This is a genomic window from Paraconexibacter sp., assembly GCF_059438195.1.
Genome location: NZ_JBLKKY010000009.1, coordinates 19,254 through 34,176 on the forward strand (window position 1 = coordinate 19,254; position 14,923 = coordinate 34,176).

19 protein-coding genes are annotated in these 14,923 nt (G+C 75.8%); 12 read left to right on the forward strand and 7 right to left on the reverse strand.

The window, feature by feature from the left end:
- Positions 1 to 27: 27 nt before the first annotated feature.
- Genes ACME2J_RS05015 through ACME2J_RS05045 form a run of 7 tightly spaced genes read left to right on the forward strand, consistent with a single transcriptional unit; the run spans position 28 to position 6,228 of the window.
- A complete protein-coding gene (locus ACME2J_RS05015; RefSeq protein WP_495543779.1) occupies positions 28 to 1,212 on the forward strand; it encodes an ABC transporter substrate-binding protein in 1,185 nt (394 codons plus the stop codon).
- Positions 1,209 to 2,036: an ABC transporter permease subunit gene (locus ACME2J_RS05020; RefSeq protein ID WP_495543780.1), complete on the forward strand. Its 828-nt coding sequence runs from the start codon at positions 1,209 to 1,211 to the stop codon at positions 2,034 to 2,036. Before ACME2J_RS05015 ends, ACME2J_RS05020 begins: the two co-directional genes overlap by 4 nt.
- Positions 2,026 to 2,793 (forward strand): ABC transporter permease subunit, encoded by a 768-nt coding sequence (locus ACME2J_RS05025; protein WP_495543781.1) that lies wholly within the window; start codon positions 2,026 to 2,028, stop codon positions 2,791 to 2,793. Before ACME2J_RS05020 ends, ACME2J_RS05025 begins: the two co-directional genes overlap by 11 nt.
- Entirely contained in the window at positions 2,790 to 3,749 is a 960-nt protein-coding gene (locus ACME2J_RS05030; protein ID WP_495543782.1) for an ABC transporter ATP-binding protein, read from the forward strand. Before ACME2J_RS05025 ends, ACME2J_RS05030 begins: the two co-directional genes overlap by 4 nt.
- A gap of 36 nt (positions 3,750 to 3,785) precedes the next feature.
- Entirely contained in the window at positions 3,786 to 5,237 is a 1,452-nt protein-coding gene (locus ACME2J_RS05035; RefSeq protein ID WP_495543783.1) for a dihydrolipoyl dehydrogenase family protein, read from the forward strand.
- 32 nt (positions 5,238 to 5,269) lie between these two features.
- Positions 5,270 to 5,560, forward strand: a complete 291-nt coding sequence (locus tag ACME2J_RS05040) for a DUF427 domain-containing protein (RefSeq protein WP_495543784.1) — start codon at positions 5,270 to 5,272, stop codon at positions 5,558 to 5,560.
- Positions 5,557 to 6,228, forward strand: a complete 672-nt coding sequence (locus ACME2J_RS05045) for a TlpA family protein disulfide reductase (protein WP_495543785.1) — start codon at positions 5,557 to 5,559, stop codon at positions 6,226 to 6,228. Before ACME2J_RS05040 ends, ACME2J_RS05045 begins: the two co-directional genes overlap by 4 nt.
- On the opposite strand, the gene ACME2J_RS05050 is transcribed toward ACME2J_RS05045, so the two are convergent.
- From ACME2J_RS05050 to ACME2J_RS05070, 5 genes are read right to left on the reverse strand one after another with little or no spacing between them, the layout of a single operon-like run.
- The gene (locus ACME2J_RS05050; RefSeq protein WP_495543786.1) at positions 6,167 to 6,769 is read right to left on the reverse strand and encodes a CDP-alcohol phosphatidyltransferase family protein; all 603 of its coding nucleotides are present in this window, start codon (positions 6,767 to 6,769) and stop codon (positions 6,167 to 6,169) included. The two genes, ACME2J_RS05045 and ACME2J_RS05050, sit on opposite strands and share 62 nt — an antisense overlap.
- 2 nt (positions 6,770 to 6,771) lie before the next feature.
- Positions 6,772 to 7,596, reverse strand: coding sequence for a peroxiredoxin family protein (locus ACME2J_RS05055; RefSeq protein WP_495543787.1), 825 nt, complete (start codon positions 7,594 to 7,596; stop codon positions 6,772 to 6,774).
- Positions 7,593 to 9,020, reverse strand: coding sequence for a radical SAM domain-containing protein (locus tag ACME2J_RS05060; protein WP_495543788.1), 1,428 nt, complete (start codon positions 9,018 to 9,020; stop codon positions 7,593 to 7,595). Before ACME2J_RS05060 ends, ACME2J_RS05055 begins: the two co-directional genes overlap by 4 nt.
- 9 nt (positions 9,021 to 9,029) lie before the next feature.
- Positions 9,030 to 9,587 carry a TlpA family protein disulfide reductase gene (locus ACME2J_RS05065; RefSeq protein ID WP_495543789.1) on the reverse strand — a complete coding sequence of 186 codons (558 nt, stop codon included), beginning with the start codon at positions 9,585 to 9,587 and terminating at the stop codon, positions 9,030 to 9,032.
- Between the two features lie 4 nt (positions 9,588 to 9,591).
- The gene (locus ACME2J_RS05070; protein WP_495543790.1) at positions 9,592 to 10,335 is read right to left on the reverse strand and encodes a cytochrome c biogenesis CcdA family protein; all 744 of its coding nucleotides are present in this window, start codon (positions 10,333 to 10,335) and stop codon (positions 9,592 to 9,594) included.
- A 132-nt stretch (positions 10,336 to 10,467) separates the two neighbouring features.
- Between ACME2J_RS05070 and ACME2J_RS05075 the strand changes: the two genes are divergently transcribed.
- The 3 genes from ACME2J_RS05075 to ACME2J_RS05085 all read left to right on the forward strand — a co-directional run bounded on the left by ACME2J_RS05075 (position 10,468) and on the right by ACME2J_RS05085 (position 11,692).
- Positions 10,468 to 10,734, forward strand: coding sequence for a zf-HC2 domain-containing protein (locus ACME2J_RS05075; protein ID WP_495543791.1), 267 nt, complete (start codon positions 10,468 to 10,470; stop codon positions 10,732 to 10,734).
- Positions 10,735 to 10,805: 71 nt separating this feature from the next.
- Complete coding sequence (locus ACME2J_RS05080; protein WP_495543792.1) at positions 10,806 to 11,390, forward strand: RNA polymerase sigma factor; 585 nt, start codon at positions 10,806 to 10,808, stop codon at positions 11,388 to 11,390.
- 8 nt (positions 11,391 to 11,398) lie between these two features.
- Entirely contained in the window at positions 11,399 to 11,692 is a 294-nt protein-coding gene (locus tag ACME2J_RS05085; protein ID WP_495543793.1) for an anti-sigma factor family protein, read from the forward strand.
- Here ACME2J_RS05085 and ACME2J_RS05090 read toward each other — a convergent pair.
- On the reverse strand, positions 11,627 to 12,259 hold the full coding sequence (locus ACME2J_RS05090) for a TVP38/TMEM64 family protein (RefSeq protein WP_495543794.1): 633 nt from the start codon (positions 12,257 to 12,259) through the stop codon (positions 11,627 to 11,629). The two genes, ACME2J_RS05085 and ACME2J_RS05090, sit on opposite strands and share 66 nt — an antisense overlap.
- A 7-nt stretch (positions 12,260 to 12,266) precedes the next feature.
- Complete coding sequence (locus ACME2J_RS05095) at positions 12,267 to 12,770, reverse strand: hypothetical protein (RefSeq protein WP_495543795.1); 504 nt, start codon at positions 12,768 to 12,770, stop codon at positions 12,267 to 12,269.
- Between the two features lie 112 nt (positions 12,771 to 12,882).
- Here ACME2J_RS05095 and ACME2J_RS05100 point away from each other — a divergent pair, with 112 nt between their 5' ends.
- Positions 12,883 to 14,061, forward strand: coding sequence for a DUF3179 domain-containing protein (locus ACME2J_RS05100; RefSeq protein ID WP_495543796.1), 1,179 nt, complete (start codon positions 12,883 to 12,885; stop codon positions 14,059 to 14,061).
- Positions 14,058 to 14,918: a CDP-alcohol phosphatidyltransferase family protein gene (locus ACME2J_RS05105; RefSeq protein ID WP_495543797.1), complete on the forward strand. Its 861-nt coding sequence runs from the start codon at positions 14,058 to 14,060 to the stop codon at positions 14,916 to 14,918. The genes ACME2J_RS05100 and ACME2J_RS05105 overlap by 4 nt, the downstream gene beginning before the upstream one ends.
- Positions 14,919 to 14,923: the final 5 nt, after the last annotated feature.

Below are 14,923 nucleotides of genomic sequence, written 5' to 3' on the forward strand. Positions count from 1 at the left end.
CTGCGCCGACGGCGGGTCGGAGGGCGCATGAACCTCCGCCATGCGCTCGCCGCGGTCCTCGCCGCGGGCTCCGTCGCCGTCCTCGCCGCCTGCGGGGACGACGATCCCACCGTCGCCGCGGCTCCCGCCGCGGCCTCCGGCTTCGAGGAGGTCGCCGAGGCGGCGCGCGGCCAGACGGTCCGCTGGTGGCTGTACGGCGGGGACGACAAGGTGAACGCCTACGTCGACGACGTCGTGGCGCCCGCCGCCGCGGAGCAGGGGGTCACGCTGGAGCGCGTCCCCGTGACCGATACCGCGGACGCGATCCAGCGCGTGGTCAGCGAGCGCCGGGCCGGGCGTGACAGCGGCGGCGCCGTCGACCTCATCTGGGTGAACGGCGAGAACTTCGCCGCCGGCAAGGAGGCCGGGCTCTGGCTCGAGGACTGGGCCGGCGACCTGCCGAACGCCCGCCGCTACCTCGACCAGGCCGACGCGTCGCTCACCGAGGACTTCCAGGTCCCGGTCGAGGGGCAGGAGTCGCCGTGGCAGCGGGCCGCGTTCGTCTTCGCCCACGACGCGGAGCGGACACCGGACCCGCCGGGCACGCTCGACGAGCTGCTCGCCTACGCGAAGGCGAATCCCGGCCGGGTCGCCTACCCGGCTCCCCCCGACTTCACCGGCTCCGCCTTCGTCCGGCAGGTCGTCGCCGAGAAGGGCGAGGACGAGGCGATGCGCTTCCTGCGCGAGCTCGCGCCGCACCTCCACGGCGAGGGCAGGACGTACCCGAAGTCCGAGGCGGAGCTCACGACCCTGTTCGGCAACGGCGAGGTCGACGTCGCGATGTCCTACGACCCCGCGTTCGTGAGCTCCGGCGTCCGCAAGGGGCAGCTCGCGAAGACGACCCGCCCGTTCCTCCTCGGTGACGGCGCGCTCCAGAACACGAGCTTCGTCGCGATCCCGGCGAACGCCGCCCATCCCGAGGGCGCCCAGGTCCTCGCGAACCTCCTCCTCGCGCCCGAGCTGCAGGCGGCGAAGGCCGACCCGGACTCGCTCGGCAACCCGACGGTCCTCGACCTCGAGAAGCTCGGGGACGCGCGGAAGCTCTTCCGCGAGGTGGCCCAGAGCCCGTACCTCCTCGAGGACCTGGGCCGGCCGGTCCCCGAGTTCGCCGCCGGGAGGGTCGCGCCCATCGAGGACCGATGGACGCGCGAGGTCCTTCGCGCCGGGCGGTGAGGGCCGGCCTCCCACGGGGCTCCCGGCGCGACGCCCTCGCGCTGGGCCCCGCCGTCGTCGTCACCGCCGTCCTCTTCGGCGGGGCGCTCGCCGGCGCGGTGCGGACGAGCCTCGTCCCGCTCGGCGGCGACGCGTCGCTCGACGCGTGGGAGGGGCTGCTCGACGACCCGGCGTTCGCCGACGCCGCGTGGTTCAGCCTGCGGCTGGCGGCGGTCAGCACCGTGATCGCCGCGGTGATCGCGATCGCGGTCGCGCTGCGGGCGCGCCGCAGCGGCGCCCTCGTCCGCGCGGCGCTCGCGCTCCCGGTCCCCGTGCCGCACCTGCTCGTCGCCGTCCTCGCCGTCGTCTGGCTCGCCCCCGGAGGCCTCGCCGACCGGATCCTCGGCGGCCTCCCGATCTCGCTCGTGCGCGACGACGGGGGGTGGGGGATCGTCGCCGTCTACGTCTACAAGGAGGTGCCGTTCCTCCTGCTCCTCCTCCTCGCCGCGCTCGGGCGCGGGCACGAGGAGCGCGACGAGGCCGCCGGCGCGCTCGGTCTCACCCGGATCCAGCGGCTGCGCTGGGTGACGTGGCCGACGATCCGCGCCCCGCTCGTCCTCGGCTCGACCGTCGTGTTCGCGTACGTCCTCGGCGCCTTCGAGGTGCCGCTCGCCGTCGGGCCCACGTATCCGCAGACGCTCGCCGAGTACGCGTACTCCTCGACCCAGGGCGACCTCCTCGCCGGGCAGGCGACGGCGGCGGCCGCGCTCCTCGTCACGGCGGTCGCCTCGGTGCTCCTCGCGACCGTCGCCGTCCGCGCCGCGAGGGACGTCCATGGCGCGTGAGAGCCGGTTCTCCCGGCCCGGCGCCGTGCTCGCCGCCGCGGTCGTGCTGCCGCTCCTCGCCCTCGTCGTGCGGGCCTTCGCCGACGCGTGGCGGGCGCCCGCCGTCCTCCCGCAGGAGCTCGGCCTGCGCGGCGTGCGGATCGCGTTCTCGGGCGAGGCCGCGGTCGCGCTCGGCAACTCGACGGTGGTCGCGGCCGCGACCGTCCTCGTCGCGCTGCTCCTCGCGTGGCCCGCGGCACGGGTCCTCGGCGAGCGGCGGCTGCGCCGCCCCGGTCCGGTCTTCCTCCTCCTCGCCGCCCCGCTCCTCGTGCCGCCCTACGCCGTCGGCACCGGCCTCAGCGAGTGGCTCATCCGCCTCGGCATCGACGGCTCGCGCGCGGGCCTCGTCGTCGGCCATCTCACGTTCGTGCTTCCGTACACGATCGTGGTCCTCCTCTCCGGCTTCGGCCCCCGGCTCGCTGCGCTCGAAGAGATGGCGAGCACCTCCGGTCTCTCGCCGGCGCGGCGCCTCGTCCTCGTCACGCTGCCCTCGGCGGCGCCGACGATCGCCGCCGCGGCGCTGCTCGGGTTCCTCGTCTCCTGGAGCGACTACGGCACGAGCCTCGCGGTCGGCGCCGGCGAGCCGATGCTCCCGCTCGTCCTCCTCCCGTTCGTGGGCGCCGACCCGCAGGTCGCCGCGAGCCTCGCGCTGCTCTTCCTCGCCCCGGCGGTCCTCGCCCTCGCCGTCGCCGTCCGGGCGGGCAGGAGGCCGCTGTGAGCGGGCGCCTCGCGTGCGAGGGCCTCACGGTCGCGCCGGGCGGGCGCCCCGTGCTCCGCGACCTCGACCTCGTCGTCGAGGCCGGCACCCGCGCCGCGCTCGTCGGCCCCTCCGGCGCCGGCAAGACGACGCTCTTGCGCGCCGTCGCCGGGCTCACCCCCCTGCGGTCCGGGGCGATCACGCTCGACGGCGAGCGCATCGACGGGACCCCGTCCCACCGGCGCGGACTCGCCGTCGTCTTCCAGGAGCCGCGGCTCCTCCCGCACCTCGACGTGCTCGACAACGTCGCGCTGCCGCTGCGCGCGATGGGCGTCCGCCGGGGCGAGCGCCGGCGACGTGCGGCGGCGACCCTCGGCGAGGTCGGCCTCGCCGCGCACGGTGACCGCAGGGTCCACGGGCTCTCCGGCGGCGAGCAGCAGCGCGTCGCGCTCGCGCGCGCCCTCACCGGCGAGCCGCGGCTGCTCCTGCTCGACGAGCCGCTCGCGGCGCTCGATCCCAACCGGCGCGACGACCTGCGGCGCGTCATCGCGCGCGTGCAGAAGGAGCGTGCGCTCACGACGCTCGTCATCACGCACGACCGGGCCGAGGCGGCGGAGCTCGGCGAGACGATCGCGCTCATGCTCGAGGGCAGGATCGTCCAGCACGACGAGCCGCGCGCCCTCTTCGAGCGGCCGTGCAGCGCGGCCGTGGCGCGGTTCTTCGGCGTCGCGAACCTCCTCCCGGACGGCGACGGCCTCCTCGCGATCCGCCCCGAGCACGTCCGGCTCACTCCTGACGCGCCGCTCCGCGGGACCGTCGTCGAGGCCGTCTACCGCGGAGATCACATCCGGGTCGTCATCGAGAGCGACGGGCGGCGCCTGCGCGCCCACGTCGATCCCGCGGGCGCTCCCGCGGTCGGTGAGGAGGTCGGCATCGACATCCACGTCGAGCGCGCCTGGCGACTGCCGGCGGGCTGAATGAATCGCCGACCCCCGGGGAAGGTCCGACACCTGATGCGACGCGACGGCACCTACGACCTCGTGATCCTCGGCGGCGGCACCGGCGGGCTGGTGAGCGCGTTCATCGCCGCCGCGGTGGGGGCGCGCGTCGCCCTCGTCGAGCGCGAGCGCACCGGCGGCGACTGCCTGTGGACCGGGTGCGTGCCGTCGAAGAGCCTGCTCGCGACGGCCGAGCTCGTCGAGGCCATCCGGAACGCCGACCGGCTCGGGGTCGACGCCGAGGCGCCCCGGGTCGACCTCGCGCGCGTCATGGAGCGCATCCGCGCCGTGCAGGCCGTGATCGAGCCGCACGACTCGCCGGAGCGCCTGCGGGCCGCCGGGGTCGACGTCGTCGCGGGCGACGGCCGCTTCGTCTCCGACCGCGCGCTCGACGTCGACGGGCGCCGTCTGCGCTTCCACCGCGCGATCGTCGCCACCGGCTCGGCGCCCGTCGTCCCGCCCGTTCCGGGCCTCGCCGAGGCGGACCCGCTGACGAGCGAGACGATCTGGGGGCTCCGTGAGCTGCCGCAGCGCCTCGTCGTCGTCGGCGGCGGGCCGATCGGGTGCGAGCTCGGCCAGGCGTTCGCGCGGCTCGGGTCACGCGTGTCGCTCCTCGAGGCGGGGGACCGGCTTCTCCCTCGCGACGAGCCCGAGGCGTCGGAGCTCGTCGCGCGGTCGCTCCGCGATGAGGGCGTGGACCTGCGCCTCGGCGCCGTGATGACCGGCGCGGAGACCCTGTCCGGCGGGGCGGCGCGCCTTCACGTCGGCGACGACGGGGAGCGGCTCGAGGCCGACCGCGTCCTCGTCGCCGCCGGGCGCGCGCCGCGGACGGAGGGGATCGGCCTCGACCTCGCGGGCGTCGACCTCGACGAGGGCGGCGCGATCGTCGTCGACGGGACGATGAGGACGAGCAGCCCCCGGGTCCTCGCCGTCGGCGACGTCACCGGAGGTCCGGCGTTCACCCACCTCGCGGCGCACCATGCGCGACACGCGACCCTCAACGCGCTCTTCGGGCTCCGACGTCGCGCCGACCGCGCCCCCGTCCCGTGGGTGACCTTCACCGATCCCGAGGTCGCGCACGTCGGTCTCACCGAGGCGCAGGCACGTGAGCGCTGGGGCGAGCGCGTCAGCGTCGCGCGCTCCGACCACGCCGCGCTCGACCGCGCGATCACCGCGGGCGCGACGAGGGGCGGCGCCGTGCTCGTCGGCGACCGCCGCGGACGGCTCGTCGGCGCGACGCTCATGGGGCGCGGCGCGGGCGACGCGATCGCCGAGCTCGCCGCGTGGATCACGGCGGGAGAGCGCATCGACCGGATCTCGCAGACGATCCACGCCTACCCGACCTTCGCCGAGTCCGCCGCCCGCGCCGCCGACGAGCACATCCGCGCGCGGGTCGCGACCCCTTCCACGCGGCGTCTCGTCGCTCCGCTGCTCGCGGTGCGGCGCCTCGCCTCGCGCCTGCGGTGAACCCCCGCGACGGACGCCGGGTCAGAGGGACCATGACCGTCATCGCCACCTTCGCCGGACACGAGATCGCGCGCAGCGACGACACCGTCGTCGTCGAGGGCAACCACTACTTCCCGATCGAGGACGTCGCGGAGGGGCACCTCGAGCCGTCCCGCCGCCGGACGCTCTGCCCGTGGAAGGGCATCGCCTCCTACTCGGACGTCGTCGCGGGCGACGCGCGCGCGCCCTCGGCCGCCTGGACGTACCGCCGGCCGACGCCGCTCGCTCGCCGGGTGAAAGGGCGCGTGGCGTTCTGGAACGGGGTCGAGGTGCGCGAGAGGTGAGGTCCGACCGGCTGTTCTGGGCGGTCGTCGCCGTCTGCGCCGTCCTCGCCGGCGCGATCCTCGTCGTGGGGCTCGGGGACCGCCCCCAGGCCGGCGACGGGCTCGCGCTCGCGCCCGCGCCGGACCGGCCCGCGCCCGCCGTCGCCTCGGCCGACGAGGCTCCTGGGCCGGCGACGCCGGAGGCGGCGCGCGCGCTGGTGCGCCTGCGCGCCGAGGCGCCGGCCGTCATCGACGCCGACCTCGGCGCGCGCCTCGACGAGCTGCGCGGCGTCCCCGTCGTCGTCAACATGTGGGCCGCGTGGTGCCCGAGCTGCCGCGACGAGTTCCCCGCGTTCGCCGAGGTGGCGGAGCGCTACGAGGGCAAGGTCGCGTTCATCGGGCTCGACTCCCGCGACGACCGCGGGGACGCCGAGGAGTTCCTGGCGGACTTCCCCGTTCCCTACCCGAGCGTCTTCGATCCCGAGGCCGAGCAGGCCCGCGCGATCGGGGCCGGCCGAGGATGGCCGACGACGGTCTTCTTCGACGCCGACGGCGAGCGGACGTTCGTGCGCCAAGGCGGCTACGTGTCCGCGGAGTCGCTCGACGCCGACGTGCGCTCCTATGCCCTCAGGCCTTCGCCGGACGCGGCAGCGCGACGACTGCGAGACGCACCCGCTGCGCGACCGTGACGAGGACCATCCCCGCGAAGACCCACGCGATCGTGCCCGCGTGCGTCGGGACGAGGCAGATGAGGCAGTAGGCGACGATCGTCTCGGTGCCCTCGGTGAGGCCGGTCGTGAAGCGCAGCGAGCGCTCGTCGCCGTAGTCGAGTCGGTGGCGCTCGACGAGCGAGGCGAAGCTGAGCAGGGCGACGTTGTTGAGGAGATAGGCCGCGAGGAGGACGACGCACGCGACGCGGGCGTCCGGGATCGCGATCGCGACGCCGACGACGAACCCGCCGTACACGACGAAGTCCGCGAGGAAGTCGAGCATCCCGCCGAGGTCCGTCGGGCCGCGCCGGCGGGCGACCGCCCCGTCGAGGCCGTCGAGCGCGCGGTTGAGCAGCCACAGCGCGAGCGCGGCCCCCCACGCGCCGAGGCCCGCCGCGACGCAGGCGCCCACGCCCGCGGCCAGGCCCGTCGCGGTGACGGCCCCGGCGGAGATCGGCGTCCGGCGGGCGGCGGCCTCGACGGCCGGCCGCACGACCGCGCGGGCGCGGGCGTCGAGCACCGTCAGGCCGCGGCGCGCAGCGCGGCGAGGATCGTCTCGGGCTCCGGGCGGACGCGGTAGTCGTCCGTCTGGTCGCTCATGACGATGCGCCCGTCCGCGTCCGTGACGACGACCGTGGGGAAGACCGTGTCGGGCTCGTAGCCCGGCATGCCCGGAGGCACGCCCGCCTCGTGGACGATGCCCAGCCGCGCCGCCGCCGCGAGGCCGGGGTCCCGCAGGTAGCGGAAGCCGACGTCGAACCGCTCGGCGAGCGCGCGCGTGTGCTCGTCGTCCTGCGGCGAGACGAGCGCGACGTCGACCCCGAGCGCCTCGAGCTCGCGCCAGCGGGCCGCCATCTCGGTCACCTGCCCGACGCAGAGCGGGCACCAGTTGCCGCGGTAGAAGAGGAGCGCGGTGGGCCGACCGCGCAGGTCGCCAGAGGTCACCGACCGCCCGTCGACATCGACGAACGCGAGGTCGCCGGGCAGGCGCTCGCCGACGGCGAGCGCAGCAGACTCCTCCCGGTCGAGGCGCGCGTACCACCGCAGGTACATCTCGGTCCCCGCCACCCCGAGCACCAGCGGGACGAGCGCCCGCCGCCGATCCCCGGCCGCGAGGCCCGTGAGCGCGGTCCCCGCGGCGGTCGCGCCGCGCACCCACGGGAGGTCGCGCGAGGCGCGGCCGCGCCGGCGGACGTAGAGGCTCGCGACGAAGGCGAGCGGGGCCCCGTGGGCGAGCACCGACCCCGTCTCGCCCGTCGCGTCCGCGCGCACGCGGCGGAGCGAGGCGGCGAGTGCGAGCCCGTTCGCGGCGAAGTAGGCCGGTCCGGCGTAGCGCTTCACGTTCATGGGTCCCTCCGACCCTCGTGCGGTCGAGACGGTTCATCGCCGGTCGCCCCGGCGCGGGGAAGCAGACGGCGCAGCGCGGCGTTCTCGCGCGGATCGTAGACCGCGTGCTGCGCGCAGGCCGGCACGACGCGCCCGTCCTCGGGGTGGGCCATCGCGTACGAGCACGCCTGCAGCCGCTCTTGGGCCGCGCGCACCTCGGGGTCCTCCGCGATCTCGCCGCGCTCGAGCGCCTCCCAGGCCGGGACGACGTGGCGGGCGTCCATGAAGGCGTGCACGACGAAGGTGAGTCCCCGGGGGCGACCGCGCAGGAGCGACCGCATTCCGACGCGGCGGGTGAAGCGGACGGCCCAGGCAGCGGCGGCGGGGACGATCGACGGGTGGCACGCGGCGAGGCGCAGCGCGGCGAGGGCGACGACGGCGCGGGGGCGGTCGGCGTCGAAGCCGGCGACGCGGTCCAGGAAGCGGTCGCGGACGCGGAGGTCGCGCGGGTCCGCGTCGTCGAGGAACGGATGCCAGCGGCCGCCGCAGACGACGCCGTAGGCCGCGCGATTGCAGCGCTCGTCGCCCATCTGGAGGTGCCGCCACGGCAGCCTGCGGCCGACGCCCGCCTCGATCTCCGCCCACACGCGGTCGATGGTCACGGGGGAGTAGTCCTCCTTCCACCGCGCCGGGTTGCCGACGTGCGCGGCGGGCTGGAAGGAGAGCATCCCGAACCGCGAGCCGAGGAGGGTGGAGACGACGTGGCCGACCTCGCCGAGGTTGCGCGGGGTGACCGTCATGTTGTGCGCGAGGTCCGCGCGGACGCCGTGCTCGGCCTCGAGGCGGTCGAAGACGTCCGTGAACGCCCGGCGCGCCGGGTCGAGGTCGCTCTCCCCGCGCGGGCGGGGCACGCCGCGGCGGCCGCGCATGAGCGAGTCGAAGTGGGCGGCGATCCGCAGGACGCGGAAGCGGGGCCGGCCGCGCTCGTCGACCGCGAGGTCGCGGAGGTGGTCCTCGTCGACGTCACCGTGGGTCATGCTCACCGGCTTGCGGCCGTGGGCGATCATCGTCTCGAGCGCGCGGACGTGGTCGGCGACCGGCAGCAGGCTCACCTCGCCGCCGATGAGCTGCGCGTGCTGCCCGGTGCCTCGCCGTTCGCGCAGGAAGGCCATCTGGCGGGAGACCACGGAGACGGTGTGCGGGCCGTCGGTGCGGACCTGCTGGGCCTCGCGCGAGTGGTAACAGGGGGTGCAGGCGAGGTCGCAGCGAGGGAACACGCCGTGCGTGCCCTCGCACCCGACCGTCCGCCGGCCCAGGAGCTGCGACGGCGTGCGCACGTGCGCAGGCAGCTCGGCCCACCGCGCGCGCAGCGCGGCGACCGTGTCCGGGTGATGCGGACGCGACGCCTCCCAGAGCGCCCGCCAGTGGCGCGGCGATCGCAGCATGTCAGCCCGTCATACCCGGCCGGCGAGATCGACGACCTGTTCCTCGTCGAAGGGGCCGAACCAGATCCCGCGCGCGATGCCGCTGCGGTCGAAGAGCATCGCCGCCGGCTGCCCCCGGATCCCGAGCTGCTGCCATGAGGCGAAGGAGGGGTCGTAGAGCATGCGGGGCGTGCGCAGCCCGTGCTCGTGCACGAAGGCCCGGGCCTCCTCCGCGGAGTCCTGCGTCCCGAGGCCGACGACCTCGACGACGTCGCGGTGCTCGCGCGCGAACGCCTCGACGTTCTCCGCCTCCGCGTTGCAGTAGGGGCAGTGCGGGGCCCAGAACCACACGAGCACCGGCCTCTCGCCGCCGGCGAGGTCGCCGACGTTCACGGTCCCGCCGGCGAGGTCCTCCACCTCGACGTCCGGGAGCGGCGGGCCCTCCGGCAGCGAGCCGCCGCTCTCCGAGTCGGAGGCCGCCGCGGTGGGGGCGGCCGGGGACTCGAGCGTCGAGGAGTCGCTGCCACAGGCGGTGAGCAGCGCAGCGGCCGCGAGCGCGGCGATGAGCAGGAGCAGGCGCGTGTGCATGTCGTCAGACCTCCGTGAGGAACGTGATGCCGAGATCGTCGAGGAGCTGCTGCGCCTCGCTGTTGAGCTGGACGAGCTCGCCGGTCCAGATGAGGACGCCCATGACGACGAGGACGACGCCGCCCGCCGTGAGCACCGCGCCGTAGTGGCGCTTCACGACGGCGAACGCCCGGGTCGCCCGGTCGAAGAAGATCGCGGTCGCGAGGAACGGCAGCGCGAGGCCGGCCGAGTACCAGGCCATGAGGTACGCCCCGCGGCCCGCCGACTCCGTCAGCGCGGACGCCGTGAGGATCGCGCCGAGCGTCGGGCCGACGCAGGGCGTCCACGCGATCGCGAACGCGGCCCCGGCGAGGATCGGGCCGCCGCGGCCCGCCCGCTCGAGCAGCCCGCCGACGTGCCACTCGCGGCTGAGGAGCGGCACGAAGCGCGAGGCGACGAAGACGACGCCGAGCGCGATGATGATCGCGGCCGACACCTTCTCGAGCGTCGCCCGCTCGGTCTGCAGGCTCTTGCCGACACCCGTCGCCGTCACCCCGAGGAGCACGAAGACGACGGAGAACGTCGCGACGAACAGCAGGCTCGGCACGAGCACCCGCCGGACGGACGCGGTGTCGTGCTCGTCGGGCCGCACTCCGCTCACGGCCGAGAGGTAGCCCGGGACGAGCGGCAGCACGCAGGGCGAGAGGAAGGACACCATCCCGGCGGCGAGCGCGGCGAGGACGCCGACCCCGGCGGAGGGATCGGTCATCGGCGGAGGCTGGCGCTCGAGATCGACACGGGTCCCGGATTCGACCCCGGTCGGGTCGAGACGATTCACGGAGCCCGCGTGAATCGATCCGCCCTCACGCGGGTCCCACCGTGCATGCGACCGTGGAGCCGGATGCGCCGGGACCATCGCTTCGCCCGCCGCCGGATGAGCGACGCGGTCGACGGCGAGCTCACGCCGCGTCAGCGTGCGCGCTTCGTCCACCACGTCGACGAGTGCCCGGAGTGCGGGCCGATGCTCCGCGGGCTCATCAGGGTGCGCGGCGTCCTGCGCACCCTCGGTGCGGAACCGCGGAGGGACGAGGGGTCGATCGCCCCGCTCGTCATCGACCGCCTCCGCGACGACGCCGACGCCGTCGGGAAGGGGCCGCGGCGGAGATGACTCCTGCGCCAGGTTCGCGGGCGACCCACCAGCCGTGGCAAGCTACGGCGCATGCCGCGAGGACGACGACGGTGAGCGCGCCGTCGGCGACGCCGCCGGAGGAGGCAGCGCTCATCGCGCGTGCCCAGAGCGGCGACCGCGCGGCCTTCGAGGAGCTCGTCCGCCTGCACGCGGATCGGCTGCACTCCGTCGTGCGCCGGCTCGTCGACGACTCGCACGAGGCCGAGGAGGCGACGCAGGAGGCGTTCCTCCGCGCGTGGCGGTCGATCGGCCGCTTCAAGGGAGACAGCCGCTTCTTCACGTGGCTCTACCGGATCGGCGTCAACGAGGCGAACCGCCTCACCGCACGGCGAGCCGCACGCGGCCGCACCGTCCATCTCGACGACGAGGTCGTGCAGCCCGCCGACCCGTCGCCCGGCCCGTCCTCGCGCGTCGAGCACGCCGACCTGCGCGCCGCGCTCGAGGCGGCGGTCCGCGGCCTCGATCCCGACTACCGCGCGCCCCTCGTCCTCCGCGACATCGAGGGCCTGAGCACGGCCGAGGCCGCTCAGGCCATGGGGCTCGGCGAGGCCGCCTTCAAGAGCCGCCTGCACCGCGCGCGGCTCGCGGTGCGGGAGGCGGTGCGGGACTATCTTCCCGAGGAGGCCGACGCATGATGCGCGCGATGCTCCTCCACCCCCTGCGATTCCTGCGTGACCACCGGCTCACGCAGGAGCACGCCTCGGAGTTCCTCGACGGCGAGCTCGATGCCGAGCGCCGGGCGAGGGTCGAGGCGCACGCCCACGTGTGCGCTCCGTGCGCCCGGCTGCTCGCGTCGCTGCGCAAGACGATCTCCGCGCTGCGCGGTCTCGGGGTGGATGCCGCGGCGCCGCCGGTCGCAGGCGAGGGACCCTCAGTGAGCGACGGCGTCATCGCGCGCCTGCGCGTCGAGGTCGACCGGCCCCGGCCCGACGGCTGAGCCGTCCGCTCCCGGCAGCGGCTGGGGGCGGCGGTGCCGCGACGTCCACGCGGAGACGCCGACGAGCGCGGCGACGGCGAGGAGGGAGGCGATGAAGCCCGGCGACCCCGGCCGCGTGATCGAGTCGCCGAGCGCGACGAACGCGACGCTGCCGGGCACGATGCCGACGAGCGTGCCCACCGCGTGGTCCCGTCGCCGCACCGACGAGAGCCCGAACGCGTAGTTGAGCGCGTTGAACGGCACGACGGGGAGGAGCCGGAGCGCGATGACCCCCCGCACGCCGCGGGAGCCGATCCACTCGTCGGCGGCGGAGGCGCGTCGTCCGAGGAGCCGACGCGTGCGCGCGCGGCCGAGACGGTGCGCGATCTCGAAGGCCGCCGCCGCGCCGAGCGTCGCGCCCGTGATCGTGAGGACGCTGCCCCACACCGGTCCGAAGAGCACGCCGGCGGCGAGCGACGGGATGGTCCCGGGGACGAGCGCCACGGTGAGCGCGACGTAAGCCGCGACGAACGCCGCCGGACCGAGCGGTCCGACGGCGTCGACGGCGTCCGTGAGCTGCTCGCGCACGGGCGCGTCAGGCCCGTGCCGCCGCCGCGCCGGCGGCAGGCGCGCGCACGTCCGCGGGAGGGCCGGCGAAACGGATGAGGAACGGGACGAGGAGGAGGCCGTAGCCGAGGTGCGCGAAGACCTCGAACGTCTGGTTCGGGCCCTCCTGGAACCACTCGAAGGCGATGCGGCCGAGGATCTGGAAGTTGACGAGGTAGAGGACGATCCCGAAGGCGGCACCGAGGCCGAGGAGGCGGCCGGCACCCTGCGCGAGAGGCGCCAGCGCGGCGAGCGTCGCGCCGAAGGCGGCCGCGAGGGTGAGGTGCACGACGAGCCCGACAGCGGCGTTCACCGGCTCGGGCTCCGGCGTGTCGGCGAAGTAGAAGATCGTCGACATGTCGTAGAGCGGGGCGACGGCCGGCAGTCCCTGGCTGTCGGCGTACCACATGTTCGCGAGGAGGAAGAGCAGCCCGGCGAACGTGCCGGCGACGACGCCGTACACGACGCGGCGGTCGAGGTCCTTCAGGAGCATGGGCGGGGTCCTTTCGGTGAGATGCGGTTGTCGGCGGTGGGACCGTCCGCCGCGGCGGACGATTCACACGGGACGCGATGAACCGAACCGCGCTGGGGGCGGTCACAGAGACGTGCCGCGCCTCCCCGCCGCGCTCGTCCTCCTCGCTCTCGCCGGCCTCGTCGTGCTGGCGGGCTGCGCCGACGACGGCGACCCGCGCTCCTCCTCCCCCCGGGGCGCGGGTGAGGCGGCGGCACTCGCCCTGGGCGGCATCGACGTCGCGGAGTGGGAGACCGACTTCACGCGCGCGTCCGTGCCGCTCGAGGAGATCCGCTCCGGCGGCCCGGGCAAGGACGGCATCCCGCCGATCGACGAGCCGGCGTTCACGACGGTCGACGAGGCCCGCGAGGTCCTGCCCGACAACGAGCCGGTGCTCGTCGTCGAGGGCGAGGAGACGACGCGCGCCTACCCGCACCGCGTCCTCGTCTGGCACGAGATCGTCAACGACGAGATCGACGGGGTCCCCGTGGCCGTGACGTTCTGCCCGCTGTGCAACACGGCGGCGGTGTTCGACCGCCGCGTCGCCGGGAGGACGCTGCGCTTCGGCACGACCGGGGCCCTCCGCCGGTCCGACCTCGTGATGTGGGACGACGAGACCGAGTCGTGGTGGCAGCAGATCACCGGCGAGGCGATCGTCGGCGAGCTCACCGGGGAGCGGCTCCGGCAGCTCTCGGCGCTCACGATCGGCGTCGCCGAGCTCGCGCGCAGCTTCCCGGAGGCCGAGGTCCTCTCCCAGGACACGGGCTTCGACCGCGACTACGGGGCGAATCCCTACGCGGGCTACGACGAGCCGTCCAGCGAGCCGTTCCTCTTCGACGGCGAGGCCGACCGGCGCCTCGAGCCCAAGCAGCGCGTCCTCGCCGTGCGGAAGGGGCGCGATGCGGTGGTCGTGCCGCTCGACGTCGCCCGCGAGCGGCGCGTCCTGCCGTTCACGGCGTTCGGTCGCGACCTCGTCGTCCTGTGGTCGCCCGGCGTCGCCTCCGCTCTGGACGAGGAGCGGATCGGCGACTCGCGCGACATCGGCACGGCCGCGATCTACGAGGCGGACGCCGTCGGGACGCTGCGCCCGTCCTCTCCCGGGCGCTTCGCGGGACCGGACGGGACGGTGTGGGACATCGCCGGGCGGGCCGTGTCGGGGCCGCGGCGCGGCGAGCGGCTGCAGCGGGCCGCCCACGACCAGCAGTTCTGGTTCGCCCTCGCCGCCTTCCTCACGGGCGAGGTGCGGATCGTCGAGAAGGGCGGGACGTCGTGATCGCGGCCGACCCGGTGGCGCGGGACACGTCGTCCTCGTCGAACGGGCGGCGGTGCGCTCCGACGGACGGCGAGCGCTGGGCGCGCGAGGAGCTCCACCGACTCCGCGGGCGGCGGTTCTCGCCGCCCGCGATCCACGCGTTCCTCGCGGAGTCGCGCCGCCGCAGTCGACGGACGCGCGCCGAGCGGCCCGCGGTCGCCCGGCAGGCGCGGCGCTGGGAGGCGGCCGGCGTGCTCGCCGCGGTCGCCTCCGCGGCCGCGCGTCCTGCGCCCCGGTCCGGCTTCCTCGTCGGGACGCTCACCTGGTGGGGCGCCGTCGCGGCGATGCTCGACTGGCACCTCGGCATGGTCGAGTCCGAGGCCGGGGAGCCGCGCGGTCTCGGCCCGGCCGATGCGCTCACGCTGGCGCGGGCGTGGAGCGTCCCGCTCGTCGCGGCCGATGCCCGCCCCGCCGTCCTCGCCGCGGCCGCCGCCACCGACGTCCTCGACGGAGCGGTCGCCCGCGCGAGCACCCCGACGCGCGCCGGAAGGGATCTGGAAGGACTCGTCGACGCGGCGGTGGTCCTCGCCGCGCTCCGGTGCCTGCAGCGCGATCGCCGGCTCGCTCCCGCGATCGCCGGCGTCGAGACGGCCCGGGTGGCGGTCGGCGTCGCGTACGCGGTGGCCGCGACCTTCGGACGCGCCGCGGCCCCGTCACCCGCCGTCGTGCGCGCGGGCCGGGCCGCCGCGCCCGCCCGCGTGGCGGGCCTCGTCGTGGCCGCGTCGGGAGCGCGACGAAGCGGCTCGCTGCTCCTCGCCGCCGGGACGGTCGCCGGCCTGGCGATGGCGGCCCGCGAGGCGCGGCTCCCCGCGCGGTGAGCAGG

Excerpts from the sequence above, each read along its gene's own strand:
- ACME2J_RS05015 (WP_495543779.1), top strand. The coding sequence starts at position 28 with ATGAACCTCCGCCATGCGCTCGCCGCGGTCCTCGCCGCGGGCTCCGTC.
- ACME2J_RS05025 (WP_495543781.1), top strand. The coding sequence starts at position 2,026 with ATGGCGCGTGAGAGCCGGTTCTCCCGGCCCGGCGCCGTGCTCGCCGCC.
- ACME2J_RS05035 (WP_495543783.1), top strand. The coding sequence starts at position 3,786 with ATGCGACGCGACGGCACCTACGACCTCGTGATCCTCGGCGGCGGCACC.
- ACME2J_RS05040 (WP_495543784.1), top strand. The coding sequence starts at position 5,270 with ATGACCGTCATCGCCACCTTCGCCGGACACGAGATCGCGCGCAGCGAC.
- ACME2J_RS05055 (WP_495543787.1), bottom strand. The coding sequence starts at position 7,596 with ATGAACGTGAAGCGCTACGCCGGACCGGCCTACTTCGCCGCGAACGGG.
- ACME2J_RS05060 (WP_495543788.1), bottom strand. The coding sequence starts at position 9,020 with ATGCTGCGATCGCCGCGCCACTGGCGGGCGCTCTGGGAGGCGTCGCGT.
- ACME2J_RS05065 (WP_495543789.1), bottom strand. The coding sequence starts at position 9,587 with ATGCACACGCGCCTGCTCCTGCTCATCGCCGCGCTCGCGGCCGCTGCG.
- ACME2J_RS05070 (WP_495543790.1), bottom strand. The coding sequence starts at position 10,335 with ATGACCGATCCCTCCGCCGGGGTCGGCGTCCTCGCCGCGCTCGCCGCC.
- ACME2J_RS05075 (WP_495543791.1), top strand. The coding sequence starts at position 10,468 with ATGCGCCGGGACCATCGCTTCGCCCGCCGCCGGATGAGCGACGCGGTC.
- ACME2J_RS05085 (WP_495543793.1), top strand. The coding sequence starts at position 11,399 with ATGCTCCTCCACCCCCTGCGATTCCTGCGTGACCACCGGCTCACGCAG.
- ACME2J_RS05095 (WP_495543795.1), bottom strand. The coding sequence starts at position 12,770 with ATGCTCCTGAAGGACCTCGACCGCCGCGTCGTGTACGGCGTCGTCGCC.